This window comes from Heyndrickxia acidicola (genome assembly GCF_001636425.1).
Taxonomy (GTDB): domain Bacteria; phylum Bacillota; class Bacilli; order Bacillales; family Bacillaceae_C; genus Bacillus_AE; species Bacillus_AE acidicola.
This window is the reverse complement of sequence record NZ_KV440953.1, coordinates 3,632,271-3,648,332: the sequence shown is the minus strand read 5'-3', so window position 1 is coordinate 3,648,332 and position 16,062 is coordinate 3,632,271. Positions and strand designations below refer to the sequence as shown.

13 protein-coding genes, 1 pseudogene, 1 riboswitch and 1 other annotated feature are annotated in these 16,062 nt (G+C 41.6%); of the genes and pseudogenes, 4 read left to right on the top strand and 10 right to left on the bottom strand.

Annotation, left to right across the window (positions count from 1 at the left end):
- Nucleotides 1-127: 127 nt before the first annotated feature.
- The 6 genes from A5N88_RS17085 to A5N88_RS17060 form a co-directional block, all read right to left on the bottom strand.
- Nucleotides 128-1,393 carry a sensor histidine kinase gene (locus tag A5N88_RS17085; RefSeq protein ID WP_066268173.1) on the bottom strand — a complete coding sequence of 422 codons (1,266 nt, stop codon included), beginning with the start codon at nt 1,391-1,393 and terminating at the stop codon, nt 128-130.
- On the bottom strand, nt 1,386-2,072 hold the full coding sequence (locus A5N88_RS17080) for a response regulator transcription factor (protein WP_066268168.1): 687 nt from the start codon (nt 2,070-2,072) through the stop codon (nt 1,386-1,388). Before A5N88_RS17080 ends, A5N88_RS17085 begins: the two co-directional genes overlap by 8 nt.
- A 478-nt stretch (nt 2,073-2,550) precedes the next feature.
- On the bottom strand, nt 2,551-3,987 hold the full coding sequence (gene proS / locus A5N88_RS17075; RefSeq protein ID WP_066268166.1) for a proline--tRNA ligase: 1,437 nt from the start codon (nt 3,985-3,987) through the stop codon (nt 2,551-2,553).
- A gap of 50 nt (nt 3,988-4,037) precedes the next feature.
- Nucleotides 4,038-4,262 (bottom strand) — a binding site (T-box leader).
- Nucleotides 4,263-4,391: 129 nt separating this feature from the next.
- Nucleotides 4,392-5,417: an AI-2E family transporter gene (locus A5N88_RS17070; protein ID WP_066268164.1), complete on the bottom strand. Its 1,026-nt coding sequence runs from the start codon at nt 5,415-5,417 to the stop codon at nt 4,392-4,394.
- Nucleotides 5,418-5,666: 249 nt separating this feature from the next.
- A complete protein-coding gene (locus A5N88_RS17065; RefSeq protein WP_066268163.1) occupies nt 5,667-6,572 on the bottom strand; it encodes a TIGR01777 family oxidoreductase in 906 nt (301 codons plus the stop codon).
- A 35-nt stretch (nt 6,573-6,607) separates the two neighbouring features.
- A complete protein-coding gene (locus tag A5N88_RS17060; RefSeq protein ID WP_066268161.1) occupies nt 6,608-7,066 on the bottom strand; it encodes an SRPBCC family protein in 459 nt (152 codons plus the stop codon).
- A 343-nt stretch (nt 7,067-7,409) separates the two neighbouring features.
- Between A5N88_RS17060 and A5N88_RS17055 the strand changes: the two genes are divergently transcribed.
- Nucleotides 7,410-8,177: an SDR family oxidoreductase gene (locus A5N88_RS17055; protein WP_066268159.1), complete on the top strand. Its 768-nt coding sequence runs from the start codon at nt 7,410-7,412 to the stop codon at nt 8,175-8,177.
- Between the two features lie 19 nt (nt 8,178-8,196).
- On the top strand, nt 8,197-8,772 hold the full coding sequence (locus A5N88_RS17050) for a GNAT family N-acetyltransferase (RefSeq protein ID WP_066268157.1): 576 nt from the start codon (nt 8,197-8,199) through the stop codon (nt 8,770-8,772).
- Between the two features lie 128 nt (nt 8,773-8,900).
- Here A5N88_RS17050 and A5N88_RS17045 read toward each other — a convergent pair whose 3' ends face one another.
- The 3 genes from A5N88_RS17045 to A5N88_RS17035 all read right to left on the bottom strand — a co-directional run bounded on the left by A5N88_RS17045 (nt 8,901) and on the right by A5N88_RS17035 (nt 11,932).
- Entirely contained in the window at nt 8,901-9,533 is a 633-nt protein-coding gene (locus A5N88_RS17045; protein WP_083953187.1) for a YdeI/OmpD-associated family protein, read from the bottom strand.
- A gap of 114 nt (nt 9,534-9,647) precedes the next feature.
- On the bottom strand, nt 9,648-10,484 hold the full coding sequence (locus A5N88_RS17040) for an STAS domain-containing protein (protein ID WP_066268152.1): 837 nt from the start codon (nt 10,482-10,484) through the stop codon (nt 9,648-9,650).
- A gap of 629 nt (nt 10,485-11,113) precedes the next feature.
- A complete protein-coding gene (locus A5N88_RS17035; protein WP_066268151.1) occupies nt 11,114-11,932 on the bottom strand; it encodes an alpha/beta hydrolase in 819 nt (272 codons plus the stop codon).
- A gap of 366 nt (nt 11,933-12,298) precedes the next feature.
- Nucleotides 12,299-12,410, bottom strand: a riboswitch (SAM riboswitch).
- A gap of 465 nt (nt 12,411-12,875) precedes the next feature.
- Between A5N88_RS17035 and A5N88_RS17030 the strand changes: the two genes are divergently transcribed.
- Both A5N88_RS17030 and A5N88_RS17025 read left to right on the top strand, forming a co-directional pair.
- Complete coding sequence (locus A5N88_RS17030) at nt 12,876-13,457, top strand: CBO0543 family protein (protein ID WP_083953186.1); 582 nt, start codon at nt 12,876-12,878, stop codon at nt 13,455-13,457.
- Between the two features lie 511 nt (nt 13,458-13,968).
- Nucleotides 13,969-14,364: pseudogene (locus tag A5N88_RS17025) on the top strand (NAD(P)H-binding protein); the annotation flags it as partial.
- 331 nt (nt 14,365-14,695) lie between these two features.
- Here the strand turns inward: A5N88_RS17025 and A5N88_RS17020 are convergent.
- Nucleotides 14,696-15,925 (bottom strand): MDR family MFS transporter, encoded by a 1,230-nt coding sequence (locus A5N88_RS17020; protein ID WP_066270628.1) that lies wholly within the window; start codon nt 15,923-15,925, stop codon nt 14,696-14,698.
- Nucleotides 15,926-16,062 lie beyond the last annotated feature (137 nt).

Sequence of the window (16,062 nt, the reverse complement as noted above, 5' to 3'; positions counted from 1 at the left end):
TGAGCCAAATAGCAATACAGTTTACGAAAAGAGCCTAAACAACAAACGAATGAGACAGGGACAAAAACTTTTTCATTTTATTCCTAAACGATAAAAAACTGCACCCAGCGTGGATACAGTTTTTCTATCATTCTTTACATATTGGAAAACTAATACTTACTTCCGTTCCTTCTCCCAGCTGGCTCTTGACCCGGACTTTTCCATCATGTGACTGGATAATCCATTGGGCAATCGCAAGCCCCAGACCGGAGCCTTCAAAATTTCGCGTTCTCGATTTGTCCCCGCGGTAAAACCGGTCAAAGATAAAAGGAAGCTCTTCCTTTGATATCCCTACTCCCGTATCGATGATTTCCACTCTTACCTGAGAGCCTTTTGCGGATGCCTGGACCGTGATCTTTCCTGCTTCTTTTGTATACTTCACTGCATTATCCAGCAAGATAACAAAAAGCTGGCGGATCCTTTCCTGGTCTCCTATGATTTCAAGAGGAGAAGCAATGGACGCATCCATCGCAATGTTCTTTAGCTTGGCCAATTCCTCAAATCCGTAAAATACTTTTGAAAGGATTTTATCAAGCCGGATCGGTTCGCGGTTTATTTCCATTTGATCACTATCCGATCTGGCAAGGGTCAAAAGGTTGGATATCAATTTGGTCATATAATTAATCTCTTGAATCGCTTCTGAGATGTTTTCACTTTCTTCCTCGATCGTACGGTTTGGATGGCGAAATAACCTCTCAAGGTTCAGCTTCATGACGGACAAAGGGGTCCTTAGCTCATGTGATGCGTCCCCGACAAACCGTGATTGCTTATTCCAGGCATTTTTAATAGGAATTAATGCCCTGTTCGCCAGATAGAAACCGGCTAAAATCGCCACTATGATACTCATGAGGCTTCCTACTGCAACCACCATTAATAGATGCCTCAGCAGCTCCTGTTCGCCATAAAGACTGTACACAAGCTGTACCTTCTCAATCGCTTCCTTTTTTCCTTTAATAGTGACATCATATTGTACCGGAATATTGACAAACCGATAAGAAGAACCCGCTTTTGTGATGGTGTGCAGACTCTCGCTGCCACTGACCTTCTCCAATAGCGGATAAACATTTCTGGGAACAAGCGTATGCTCCGGAAGCGTCATTTTTATTTTTTCATCCGTCCCCCAAAATAAATACTCAATTTGCCGGGTTCCTTCTGTTTCAGGATTCATCATGTTTTCAAAATGATGCTCCGGCTCGTTAAGAAGATGAGTCCGCACATCCAAAAGCTGTTTATCTACCTGAGAATATAAGTGATATCTCATATAAAAATATAAAGAAACACCAAAGCTATTTAAAATAATAAAAAAGACAATAGAGTTTAATACAACCAGCTTAATTCTTGTTTTTTCAAACATTTTGTCCCTCTGCTTTCACCATATATCCGACTCCGCGAATCGTGCGGATGATGGAATCGCACTTAAAAGCAGAAAGCTTCTTTCTTACGTAATGAATATATAAGTCAACAATGGCGTCACCCGTGTTGGACTCCAGCCCCCAAATACGGTCAAAAATCTGCTCCCTTGTCAACAGCTGTTCCCGATTTTGAATCATATAATGAAAGAGCTCATATTCTTTAATGGTCAGCTTTAAGTCTTGTTCGCCAATAAATGCCCGATGCTCTTGTGTATCCAGCACAATCGGTCCGTAATGTATTTTCCCTTCATTTCCCAGCTTGCCGGCACGGCGGAGCACTGAGCGGATTCTTGCCAGAAATTCCTGTGTATCAAAAGGTTTCACCAAATAATCATCTGCCCCGACATCCAGACCGCTTACTTTATCCTCTACACTATCCTTAGCGGTTAAAATGAGAGACGGTGTATAGAACCCGCTTTTGCGCAATTCTTTTATCAGTGCTAAACCATCCAGGCTCGGAAGCATAATATCAATGATCAGCAGATCGTAAATACCCGTTTTGGTCATTAAAAGGCCATCAAGGCCATCATCGGCAAGATCAATCGTATAGCCTTCGTCCTTGAGAATAGATGAAACAATCTTTTGAAGCGGAGCGTCATCTTCTACGAGTAATATATGCATCGATTTTCACCCTTTTCTTTGTAGCATTCCCAGAATTAAAAGTAGTGCAATCTTATTATATAAATTATTCTTTAGATTTCCCTTAGATTTTACACTGTTAACTAAGCTCTAAGAAAAAATTCGTCTTAAAAACAAATTTGATTGATGATTAAGGCTCTTTTCGTAAACTATGTTGCTATCTGACACAAAAAGTGATAAAAGTATTAAAACTTTTAAATAACTAACGAAAAGATGCCACGAAGATAGGCCACATACGGATAGATTCTTTATACGTAAAGCAACAATCTATTCGAATACAGCCATGGTTAATAAAGTAAAATAAAAACCACACAGAAGGCTCTCTCCCGTGCGGCTTCATTTTATTCTACACTGCCATTTCGCGGCCTATTTGGCAGGTTCTCGCTCTTTTTCTGCTCAAGTTTGTTGGTTCCTGATCCAGGAGATACACGCCTCAAAAATTTCCCGGTTGTCATTACCATTAATACGCTTTGGCCCAATAAACCAGCTCTTTCGCTTCGCCGCCGCAGCAAACGCAGGTGTCCGCCACTCTTTCCTGTTCAAATGGAATGCAGCGGGAGGTCGCACCGGTTTCATCTTTGATAAAATTCTCACAGGCCAAATCTCCACACCACATCGCTTTAATGAACCCCGGATTCTGTTCAAGCTCTTTTTTGAACTGCTCCATTGTAACAGCTGTTCTCGTTTTTGAAGCCTGCAGCTCTCGGGCTTTTTTCAATAGATTCTGTTGAATCTCCTCTAAAAGCTCTACTATCCTTGCTTCCAGTTCGTCCAGCCTTACCTGCACTTTCTCACCCGTATCCCTTCTGGCAAGGACGGCCTGCCCGTTCTCGATATCTTTTGGTCCGATTTCCAAACGCAGCGGGATGCCCTTCATTTCATACTCATTAAACTTCCAGCCCGGCATTTTATCACTGGCATCAATCCCAACTCTAGCCACTTTCTTCAGTTGGTCTCTTAGTTCGTATGCTTTATCCAGAACGCCTGGTTTATGCTGCGCAATTGGAACGATCATCACTTGAGTAGGGGCAATCCTTGGAGGGACCACTAAGCCGCGATTATCCCCATGCACCATAATTAAAGCGCCGATTAATCGTGTTGTGATGCCCCAGGAGGTTTGATGGACGTTCTGAAGCTCTCCATTACGATCTGTATATTGGATGCCGAACGCCTCAGCAAAGCCAGTGCCGAGATGATGGGAGGTACCGGTTTGAAGTGCCTTTCCATCATGCATAAGGCTTTCAATGGTATAAGTGAATTTTGCTCCTGCAAACTTCTCTTTTTCCGTCTTCTGCCCTTTCAATACTGGAATAGCCAGGTACTCTTCGCATACGCTGGCGTATACCTCAAGCATTTTCTTTGTTTCCTCGTGCGCATCTTCATCTGTGGCATGGCACGTGTGGCCCTCCTGCCATAGAAATTCAAGTGTACGTAAAAACGGTCTCGTCGTCTTTTCCCAGCGCACTACATTGCTCCATTGATTATAAAGCTTAGGGAGGTCACGGTAGGAATGAATAATGTTTGCATAATGCTCACAGAATAAAACCTCTGATGTTGGGCGGACGCACAAACGCTCCGTCAGTTCTTCGGATCCGCCATGTGTAACCCAAGCCACTTCAGGTGCAAAGCCCTCAATATGATCCTTTTCTTTTTGCAGAAGACTTTCAGGAATAAATAAAGGCAGATACACATTTTCGTGGCCTGTTTCCTTAATTTTCGCATCCAATACGTCCCGTACGTTTTCCCAAATCGCATATCCATGGGGCCTGATAATCATCGATCCTCTTACACTGGAGTAATCGACTAAATCAGCCTTCTTGACAACATCGGTATACCACTGTGCAAAATCCACATCCATGGAGGTTATTTCTTCTACAAACTTCTTAACATTTCCCATGCTCATCACCCTTTAATTATTTTTTGAACGCAAAAAAGCCCCCATCCCGTAAAAGGGACCGAGGCCTGGTGGTACCACCCTTATTTACAGCTTTGGCCATACGCCAAGCTATACACTCAAAACAGATAACGGAATGACCCGCTTGTATCTTAGTATTCGTCGATACAGAACTCAGAAGGCAGGTTCAAATGCGGTCTTTTGGAAATGTTTCACCAGGTCATTTCCTCTCTGAAAAAGACTTCAAGCATTTTACTGGTCCTCATCATTGTTTTTCCCATTCATTTAAATGTTAAGAATGAATATACAGCCGCTCATTCTTAAAGTCAAGGTCTTTTTTGAAAATTCCCCCTCAGCCTATAAAAGGTATTTCCGTGAACGAGGTACATTGTACTCCCGCATCCTGCCTACTTTTCTGTTCGATCTTTATGGTCCACCACTGGAACCTCCAAAATATCCAGCAGGAAGACAAAAACTGGAATGCCCAGTATCAGTCCCCATATGCCAAAAAACTCTTCTGAAAACAACAAAACAATAAAGGTATAAAAAACCGGCAAGTTGGTTTTAGAAGACATCAGCTTAGGATTTAATACATAAGACTCAATGGCATGCACGATGATAATGATAATTCCGACGTACAGGACCTTAATAAGCCCGCCAATACTGAAGGCGATTAAACCAAGAGGTATGAAGGAAATAATAACCCCCGCCACTGGAATAAAGCCAAGAAATAAAATCATGATGGCTAAGCCAAAAAGCTGCGGAAAGCCCAGTATCCAAAGACCGATAGTAGTCAGCACACAGTTGTTAATGGCAATGATCACCTGTGCTTCAATTACTTTTCCGAACGTTCCAGTAAACTTCTGGGCAAAGTATTCAATCTCTTCATAAAATGGCCCCAGCTTGCTTTGGCGAAATTTATGGGTAAAGCGAATGATCCTTGTCTTTTCAAGGAGGAAAAACAAGCTGAGAATAATAGCCATAAATAGCTGCAGCCCGAATTTACTTATATCTGTAAAATATTTAACAATGTAAGTAGCATACTGTTCTAAGTAATTGGTAATCTGCTTTTTTTCCACTGCACTGACGACATAGTTTAAGACAGGATTGCTTTGAGGCTTTGTATAAAAAGCGATTAACTGCTTAACAAGCTCAGTAATCTCTGTCACAATCACAGGTGAATATTCAACAATCCCAAAGATTAGCAGCCCGAATATCAGGATATATAAAACTGGCACCGTAATTTTTCTGTTTATCGGCACTCTTTTTGATATAGATTTTTCAAGCCGGTTCATTAAATACGTAAAGATAAAGGTTAACAAAAGTAGATTCATCATGCTTCGCAATAGATATAGAATCAGAACTAAGACTGCCAAAATGATAAACCGGTTAAACCCTTTTCTTAAAAATATACTTCTAATTCTTTCTTCCATTAAACCTCCCCCTATCTTTCACACTCTCAATCTATCTGCCTTTTCTACTTTTTATGCAGAAATCGCTTCACCCCTGCCGATTATTCACTTCATTCCCATTTCTTCCTTTCTTTATTCCTGCAGGACAGCATTTTATAAGGAAACTGTTAATAAAGTGATCATATCACGATTAATTGAGGCTTAGAATACTTTATTTCGGAAAATCCTGGGTTTTTACGACCCTTGTTGCTGCGAACCTGCCAGGATTGTCTATGAACCATTCAAAATACTTTTAAGAGCAGGCATTAATTCTGGATATTGGAAGCTGTAACCTGTTTCAACTGCCTTCTTTGGCAGCACCTGCTGGCCTCCCAGCAGCATGTCACTCATTTCACCCAGAACGATTTTCAAAGCAAATTCGGGCACCGGGAGCCAATGCGGCCGATGGAGAACGGAAGCAACGGTTTTACCAAATTTCTTCATTCTAGCCGGATGCGGTGCCGTTGCATTTAACGGACCTTCTAGCGCTTTGGTTTGAATCGCATGGTGAATAATTCCTGCAACATCCTCTACATGGATCCAGGAAAGCCACTGCCTGCCTGACCCAATTGTACCGCCTATCCCCCACTTATATGGCAGCACCATTAAAGGAAGCGCCCCATCATGCCCAAGGACGACCCCGAACCGTGTGAATACCGTTCTTACACCTTTTTTTGCTGCACGTCCAGCCTCTGCCTCCCATTTCCTCGCGACACTAGCTAAAAAGTCATCCGCATGCGGGGTGGATTCCTCCGTAAAACATGCCGTTTCGCTCATCCCATAATACCCAACAGCAGATGCATTGACGAGCACTTGCGGCTTTTGCTCCATCTTCTCTAAAATCCTGATAATCTCCCCCGTCACCTTCATACGGCTTGAAATAATTTTTCGCTTCTTCTCTTTTGTCCATCTCCCATTAATAGATTCGCCTGCCAGATTGACGATGGCCTCGATCCCCTGCAATTCTTTTTCAGGCGAACTGTATTCCTTTAGCCATCCAACAGCCCTAATGCTGTTTGTTGTTTTAATTTTACCGGGATTTCTTGTTAAAACATAAATCTCATGGCCTTCCTTTACCAGCTTCTCCTGCAATACACGCCCAATAAATCCAGTTCCGCCCGCAATAGCGATTTTCACTACCTATCCCGCCCTTCCTTCACTAATTATCACTATCAACCAAATAGTTCAACAAGCTTTTTCCTGCGATATTGAAAAGTTTCCTTTAGTTTTTTATGTACAATTAAACGGTGTACAGCTCTTCCCGCCCAACCAAGTGGCATCGCATATTGCAAAAAGTCCTCTACGATAACCGAATTCTCTTCCGCAGGTGTAAAAATATGCTGATGGCGCCAGTATTTATACGGCCCCTTAATCTGCTCGTCAATGAAAGATTTCGCTGCCTTTATCTCTTTCATCTCAGCCGTCCAGTTTAATGGAATACCGAAAAGCGGACTCATTCTATAAGAAATCTGCATTCCTTCATACATGGCACCCAAAGAAGATTTGCTTATGCTCATATACATGGAGGGCGGTGTGATAACAGCAAGATTTTTCGGATCAGAGAAAAATTCCCACGCAATTTCGACTGTAATCGGTAAAATTTGTTTCACATGAAACGTATAGAGTTTCACCTAACCACCTCATATTTTGCTTTTTCCAGGCTCTGTTATTCTTGCCTGTTGTTTTCGCTGCAGGCACCCGCTTTCAGAAGTCTTGCCCTTGCCGCTCCAATCATTGTCGATGTAAATTCAAACATGCTTTTTAAAAGAGCCTTATTTAGAACCTGTTTTAATTCCTACTTCCTTTTCTTTTACCCTGAAACAGAGCTCTTAATGCCTAAGTGTTTTCTTTCATAAACATCATTAAAGATAGATTATCAAATTTTAATTCTCCTGATTCTTTTTAAGTGGAATTTAATCCAAAAAAGGATATGATACTGCTTGAAAGATTCACGAATGGAATGGAGGAAAAGAGATGAACATGTCTGGAAATACTATTTTGATTACTGGAGGGGCCTCTGGTATCGGCCTTGCATTTGCTGAGCGCTTTTTACAGGCTGGCAATGAAGTTATTATTGCAGGGAGAAGAAAGGAAAAACTGGAGGAAGCAAAAGAAAAATCCCCTAAGCTTCATACAAAGGCATGCGTTGTTTCCTCCGAATTGGAGCGAAAAGCTCTTTTTGAATGGGTAACAAATCAATTTCCAGAAACCAATGTGCTTGTAAATAATGCTGGCATCCAGCAGCGAGTAAATCTCTTAAACATTGAACATGACTGGGACTATTATAAAAAGGAAATAGAGATTAACATAGACGGCCCTATTCATCTATCTATGTTGTTCATTCCCCATTTACGAAAAAAAGAGACCGCAGCCATTATCAATGTTTCTTCTGGCCTGGCTTTAAGTCCTGGTGCCTGGGTGCCGGTTTACAGTTCAACAAAGGCTGCAGTTCATTCCTTTACTGCCTCTATGAGACATCAGCTTGCTGATACAAGCATTGAAGTCATCGAGGTATTTCCACCTGCCGTTAATACCGATTTAGGAGGAGTTGGCTTACATACATTTGGTGCCCCGCTCGATGATTTTGCCGATGGCATTTTTAAAGGATTGTATAAAGGTGAAGAAGAAATTGGGTATGGCGATTCCGAGAAAAGGCTGCATGCTTCCCAGGGTGAACTCAAACAAGGGACAAAATTGGCCTGGGAAGGATACTTAAGCCGAAACCCTGATTTTTTAAAATAACCTAAAAGAGGGCTTGAGGATGGAAAAGGATGTAAGGCTAGAAGCCATTCCAGAACTGGAAACACCGCGCTTTTTGCTTCGAGGCATGCGTTTACTTGATGCACAGAGCTTGCTTGTGTTTATGAGTGACCATGACACCATGAAATACTTGACTCCGCACCCTGTTCAAGGGTTAGAGGGGATGAAAAAAATGATTGCCAAAAGCCTCAGCCAATTTGAACAGCAGAAGGAAATCCCATGGGTAATTATAGATAAAAAAACAGAAGAAGTCATCGGCATGTTCCGATTCCATAAACTTCACTTCTGGCACCGCAAAGCTGAATTGGAGGCAGTCCTTCGCAAAGATTTTCAGCAAAAAGGAGCCATGACCGAGATCTTTAAAGAAGTACTTTCATTCGGCTTCCAAACCCTTGGACTTAACCGCATTGTCGGAGATATTTTTGCAGACAACATAGGCTCGAGACGACTCCTTGAGAAATATGGATTTCATAAAGATGGCACTCTCCGCCAGACCGATTTTGATGGAGAGCGCTACCACGATACCATTGTATATTCCTTGCTCCATTCCGAGTTCTGCAAAATTGAAAATAAATAAAAGCCCCTCCTTGGAGCATATGTAAAATCGGCAACGAAAATGGCGTGACAGCTGACACCAGCTTTGACACGCCATTTTTTTGGTTTATACCGTTTTTAGAACTAAAGCAATTGTACAAGCAGAATATACTAATCATTTAGTCCCTTTCCATTGAGAATTTGCTGCATACATTTATCTATTCTTGACTCCCTCGTTTTTGATTGTTTGGGTGCTGAAAAATAAAGAATGTATGCTCTTTGCCGTCCTGGCGTCAAAGCATTAAAAGCTGTATTCAAGGCAGGTATTTCATCTAATTTCTTTTGAAGCTCTGCAGGAATTGGCTCTGGATTCTTTTTAATATCCGGTTTAGCACCGGATTTCTCCACTTCAATGGCTTCACAAATATAGGCTTTCAAGATTGATTCCATCTCGATTATCTCTCGGACATTGGTAAACCGTATCTGGCGCCCCGCCTGTGTATTCTCTCCAGGTTTAACTAGAATACGATGGGCATCCTTTAACAAGGAACCTTTGATAAAGCTAATAGCACAATATTCCTTAAATGCACTCATTAGAACGATGTTTCGTTTCTGATATGTGTAACAAGGCTGAGACCACTTCAATTCTTCAGTCAGTCCACAGTCTAGAAGGATTATTCTCAATTTCTTCAATTCTTCCTGCCAACTATGGACTTTACAGGTAGGGGTTCCTCCCAGAGGGCAGCGCATACATCCCTCAGTGAAATAGGCATCAATCTTAGGATTCATGTTTTTATTTGTCACCTATACATCCCATCTTTCCCACTCATCGGACCATTTTTATAAATAAGTTCTGTTAATTTTCTATGTTGAAAAGTGCTCGTTTTTTTGCTCATTTGTAACCTTTCAGCAGACGCATTATCCCCTATTGGCAGTTAACGCACGTGATAAATTGGATTCGATGGAGATGTTTTCAAAAGACAGCCCCAGCTGAACAGCCGTTGACGCAATTTCAGGCCTGATCCCGGAAAGAGTAGATTTCACACCAATTAAGTTCAGCGCTTCTATTAGCTGAAAAATTTGATGAGCCACCATTGTATCCACCATCACCACACCTGATAAATCAATAAACAATCGTGTGACTCCTTTTTCAGCACATTGCTCCAGTGTATTTTCCAGCACAAGCTTGGCACGTGCCGTATCAATATCTCCCACCAGAGGAAGCAGCGCTCTATTATTGTCCAGTTTGATAACCGGTGAGCTCAATTCATAAATCATTTCCTGCTGGGCTCTCAGCAGTTCTGTTGAATAATTGTAGGTTTCTTCCGTTGTTTGAATAATGACCTGATCAAAGGCTCTAATGATAACGTTTATCCAAGCTCTTACCCGCTCAGGTTCATAGACGTCTTTTTTCATTTCTGCAAATTGGTCGATAAAATCAAGATACTGTGTCCTAACTCTCATAAATTCACTTATAATAGAATGAACAGGCGTATTTAAATGCTGGCTGTCGCGGGAAACCGTGTAAATCCATTTTTCAAAATCCTTAAAAAAGCTTTGCTCATCTTCAACAAATACCTTGCAAAGATGAAGATGAAATTCATAGTTTTGCCTTTTCAGTGTTTTAATTACCTCCGGATCTGTTGCACTGTATACTCCGCCAAGGTTCACCTTATCGAGGGAATTAAACCAATCTTCCGTAAGCTGCTCCGCTTTTCCTAATAAAAAATGGTATAACTCTTGGTTTCTATGCATTATTTTATCCCCATTCTTATCTTTGGTTTAGATCTCTAACGTATATATAACTCTTTTATCGAGACTGCTTTCGTCCGAAAAGTATTCATATTATAAGAAGTATACAGAAAGGTGTTATGCCTAAGCTATTTGCATTGATTATTGCTTCCCGTATAATGAATAAACCCATATATTGTCTGTCTTCGCTTCAATAGCAGCAAAATTTAAGGAACCTCACATCCAGGCACCAAAGTGCAAAAAAAGAACGATCCTGTCTATTAGCTCAAGCTTGACTAGTATTTCATTTTTCAAGCTTTTGACAAATGACAGTTTCGATTATATTATATTTCATTCCCTTCATAGGTACTAGTTTAATCCTTGAATACCAGGCTCAGTTCATTTTAGCGGTTTTAACCTGCACCAGGATTCAGGTGGGACGATAATATTTCAGCCGCCTTTAAAATCGGGATGCTCCCTTGCCGCGCCTTTTTTAGCGGGAATCTGCTTTTCCCTTCATTTCAGCATGGGACCATATCAACATAGAGCTTTAGCTGAGCCTAATCATACTATTTAACTGTAAGTTTTATACCCCTTATCACAGGATCTAAAAAGCACCCTGCCTCAAAGAGCAGGACGCTTGAATTATTTGTTTAATTGGGGATCTCTGCATTTTCGTTTTGCTTTTCCGTTTTAAAAAGCCAAGAGAGCGTATGGCGGACCAGCTCCTCTTTCTCACCGCAGGAGGAGTAGGTGTGCCCTGCACCTTGTATGAAGTAGCTTTCACACATTCCTTTTTGTCGTGAACAAAACTTCTTGTCATACTCTTCACTGTAAGCAGATGGGATTTCATCATCCGCTGTCCCATGGATGATAAAAACATCTCCTTTATAGGCTGAAGCCTTTAATAAAGGCTGATAGGGTATCATGGAATCAAAAAAGTCTTTTGTAAAGCTGTACCCCAAATAATCCAGGGAAGCTTTACCCTCTGCCTGAAAACTTCTGTATGCCTTTTCTCCAACAATGCTGACAATATCTTCAAAGGGGTTTCCCACTGCAGACCACAAAATCAGCCTGCTAATATTCCCATCCAACACTGCTGTATAGAGGGCAATCGCGCCGCCCAGGCTATGTCCAAGCAATATGACATTCGCGCTGTCAATGTACTCAAGCTGCCTTCCGAATGCTATGGCCTGCCGGGTTTGCTGAATAAACTCGTCAAAATACGTGCGCCCATACTCTCCTTCACTTTCTCCACAGCCTGAATAATCAAATCGAAGTACAGCATACTCTTTCTCCGCAAGCCTTCTTGCCGCATTAACAAACAGGCGATGCACCCCCTGCCTGCTCCCCGTAAAGCCATGACATATAATGATAAGCGGAAAACGGCTTGTATTGCTTAGTGACTCAGGATAATGGACAGTAGCTGCTAATCCCTTCTCCTGCCATTCAATCATAACTTGCTGTTCCATTCTGCCACCTCCATTTTTAAAACCCATATATCCAATAAACTTAGTTGGTATTACAAGAAAAGTTCAAACTCCTTGCCCTCAGTACTGGAGCTAGACAAAGACACTATTGGTTAACTGTTAAGCAGTTTATAATTACGTTAGGCTGTTTTCGCATAGATTGTTGCTTTACGTAAGGATTATCCCGTTTGTTGTCTGTCTTCGTGGCATCTTTTCGTAAGCTCTTTATAACTTTTAATACTAACATATATTTACAATGATATTTTTGTTTCCAATAGCAACAAAGTTTACGAAAAGAGCCTTACCTAAACATAAAATAAACCCCTCTACAGTTTCGAAGAGGGGTTTTCAACATATGGAAATCCGCTCTTCCTATCTATCAGGCTTTTCTTGCCTGCTGGATGTGGCACAGTGCTTTAATACATAAAGTCTGCTGCCGAGGTTTCCAAGGGCCAAATCCCTCCACCTCTCTTGATAAGAAGTACCATTAAATTAACTTTAAAACTATCATGAGCTCTTTCGTTTGTCAATTTCTTTGTTTTTGGCTGTTTTGGCATATATTATTGCTCTTCGCAAAAGTCTTAAATCCTGTGTTAAATGAGTCTTCGCGGCATCTTTTCGTAAGCAATTCACAGGTTTACTACTTAGGCTGTGAAATTCATAATTTTTTTGTGTTATATAAAAACAAAGTTTACGAAAAGAGCCTTGCCAATCTTGAAAACTCCTTAAAAAAAGCTGTGTCCGCTGTTTGGCTTCGCATTCTGCTTAAAACGGTGCGGCACCAAGGTGGATCACTTTTGCAAAGTCTCTGTTAAACTTGCCTGTTGATTTCACCTGCAGGCACTCGCTTTCCGCGGACGGTTTAGATTTGAATCAAATAATTGGTACATGAAATCCGCTTCATCTGTGCAAAATAAATAGAAATACAAAATGAGCGGGTGTATCCGTGAGCTTTTATCTGGACGTGCAAACAGCTACCTATACCAATATACAAGAAACCCGGCAGCAGCTTAATGATCTGCTGTATGCCCGTTGGCTTCAGCACGATCTTTATTCACCTGCCTGGTGGTTTCTTTTCGCTTCAATGGTTACTCCCTATTTCATTTGGTGGAAGCTTGTGGATAAGAGCCATTTCTTTGAGCTGTTCTCTTATGGGCTGTTATCCGGAACTGTTGCGGTTGTTCTGGATATCGTGGGAGTTAATCTTTTATGGTGGGGGTACCCGGTAAAGCTATTTTATTTTTTCACCCCTCTGCTTCCAGCGGATCTTGGAATCATTCCGGTCTCATCCATGCTTTTGTATCAATATTGCAAATCCTGGTACGCCTTCTTTTTATCCGTTGTCATATGGGCTTCGGTTTTTTCATTCATTGTAGAACCTCTTTTCATCCACTTTGGGTTATTCTCAATGGATCATTGGAAACATATCTATTCGTACATGGATTTCATCCTTTTTGGCATGTCCATTAAGCTTACATTCTGGCTGATTTGTGAACAGGTTAAAAAGAAAATAGGTAAGACTTTATAACAACATACTGGACAAGATAGATTTTTTTATGGTGCTCTCTGTTAAAAATCCCAGTTGATTTAACACCCATATTGATTGAGTGACAATGAACAGGCAGGACAAACAACGCTCCGCATATCTGAGTAAAACCATTGTTCATTTGAATTCAACGTTGATTGCAGCGGAAATCACCTAGCAGGATTAACAGTGACTAACTCCAGCGCTTATCAGCTATGAGGAAGGTGCTTGCGCTATTTGCTAATCCATCTCAAACCATTGCGAATGGCGATAGGTTATGAAACTTTCACATTCGCAATCATACTCTCATATCAGCCTTGTGTAAGAGTAAATTTTTTCATGATCATTTGCTGAAAGTCCCCTTCGATTCCCCCCATTCTCTTCCTGTCCTAAAGATCGCCTGAACGTTTGGTAGACAGATACAAGGGTAGAATAACTGGTATCATTTCAAAAAGGAGTGTTTCTATGAAAGTTTTAGTAGCATGCAGGCTCCGGCTCCAAAACCGGCCCTGAGAAAACCATCTCAGTGGATCAGGAGGGAGCAAAACGATTAATAGATGCAGGTAAAAAAGCAAATATCCAGCATTTTGTAATGCTTAGCTCAGTGGGAGCCGATTACCCCAGAGGGCCGCTTGAGCAATATCTGGAAGCAAAGCGGAATGCAGATGAACACTTAAAATCCAGCGGCATTCCATACACGATTATTCGGCCTGGTTCCTTAAGCTTTGATGAGCCGACAGGAAAAATCGAGCTATCCTCTCACTTCGAGAGCACAAAAGGAAGATCCATTCCCAGAAAGGATGTCGCTAACACCATCGTTGCATCCCTGAATCATGAAAAAACGCTCAACAAGACCTTCGAAATTCTCTCTGGCGACGTGGAGATTGAAAAAGCATTGGATCAGCTTTAATTGCAGGCGGCTCGGAAGCCGCGGCCTCCCTGACAAAATAAGCCAGCTCTTCTTTTAGAAAGGCTCTTTTCGTAAACTTTGTTGCTATATAACACCAAAAAATGAAATTCACAGGCTCTGTAGTAAACCTGTGAATTGCTTACGAAAAGATGCCACGAAGACTCACTTTACACGAATTTAACACTTTTGCGAAAAGCAACAATCTATGCGAAAACAGCCTTTAGAAAAGAGCCGGCTTATTTTCAATCTGTTACCTTAAAATCTGTTACCCACTTAGTCATTCTGCGTCCTGATCTTCTACTTAGATTCCAACGTTGCTTTCTGGAGCCGCCTACCCCTTCACACTGCTTTCGTTTAAAGCTGCACCAGGGACAGCCTGGCCTGATTGAAGCCTATTGCCCGCTATAAAGAAAAAACTGCTGGCCCCCACCAGAAAAGCCATTATGCAAAAAAGCCAATGTCCATGAACACTTCTAAGCAGAAAACCTCCCATTAACGGTCCGGCTGAATTTCCGATAGAACGGAATTGAGCAGCCCCGAAATAGGTTCCTCTAAGCGCTTCTGGAGCAATTTGGTCGATGAACACACTTGTCGAAGGGAACAAAAATATCTCACCGATCGTGACAATCAGCATGGAAGTGATAAAGCCTGCCCACCCAAGCGATAGTCCAAATCCAATATAACCTGCTGTAAAAAAAGCACTGCCCAGCACCATCACATGCAGCACCTTCCACTTTTCAACGAGCCGGCTAAGAGGAATCTGCAGTACAACAACTGACACAGCATTAACTGATAGAAGGACAGAATACAGCACAACTCCATCCTTTAAAATCTGGCCCAGGTGCTGAGGAAGAGAAGAATCGTTCTGAGAATATCCGATATTGACCAAAATCCCCCCCAAGATGAAAAGGCGCAAAGCCTTATCCCTTCCGATAATTTGGAAAGCCTCTTTCATCGCTGTTCTGCCTTTTGCTGAAGCGGTGTTTCTGACTTTATATTTGCTAAGCAACATGGCAATGGCTATTCCATACATCAAATAAGATGCACTGGTAATCTCGAATGTCAATCCTGCTGATTTCATTCCAAAATAGGCTCCAAGCAGCGGCCCGGCTGCCGCACCAATATTAATGGCTGTATATCGCATGGAAAATACACGCAGACGCAAATCCTTTTCAGTAACATCTGCCATAAGAGCCTGGCTTGCCGGTTCAAAAAAGGATCTGCATATTCCGTTTAATGCATTTAATAGAAAGAAGACAAGCGGACTGCTTGCAAAAGCAAATCCAAGAAAGACAAACGTCCATACAAAAATGGATGAAAGCATGACAACCTTCCTTCCATATCGATCCGATAAGTTGCCGCCAAAAAAACCTCCAATCGTTCCCATTAAAGGGCCTACTCCAATAATAGCCCCTATCAAAACAGGGTTGATGCCTTCTGAACGGGATAAGTGCAGGGCCAAAAATGGCATAGCCATATAGCTTGCCCCCCGTGCAAATACCGTTCCTAAAAGCAAGGCCCAAACAATTGGATGAAATGCTCTTATATTTATTTTTTTCATAATAATCCCCCGCTCTTTCTGACCCTCTGTTCTTGTCATTTACGTCACAACCTAACTATACAGAAAAAAGATATATAAGAAAATTAGATATTATTTAATTAAAAAGATAAGTCTGACTTATACTCAACCTCCACATA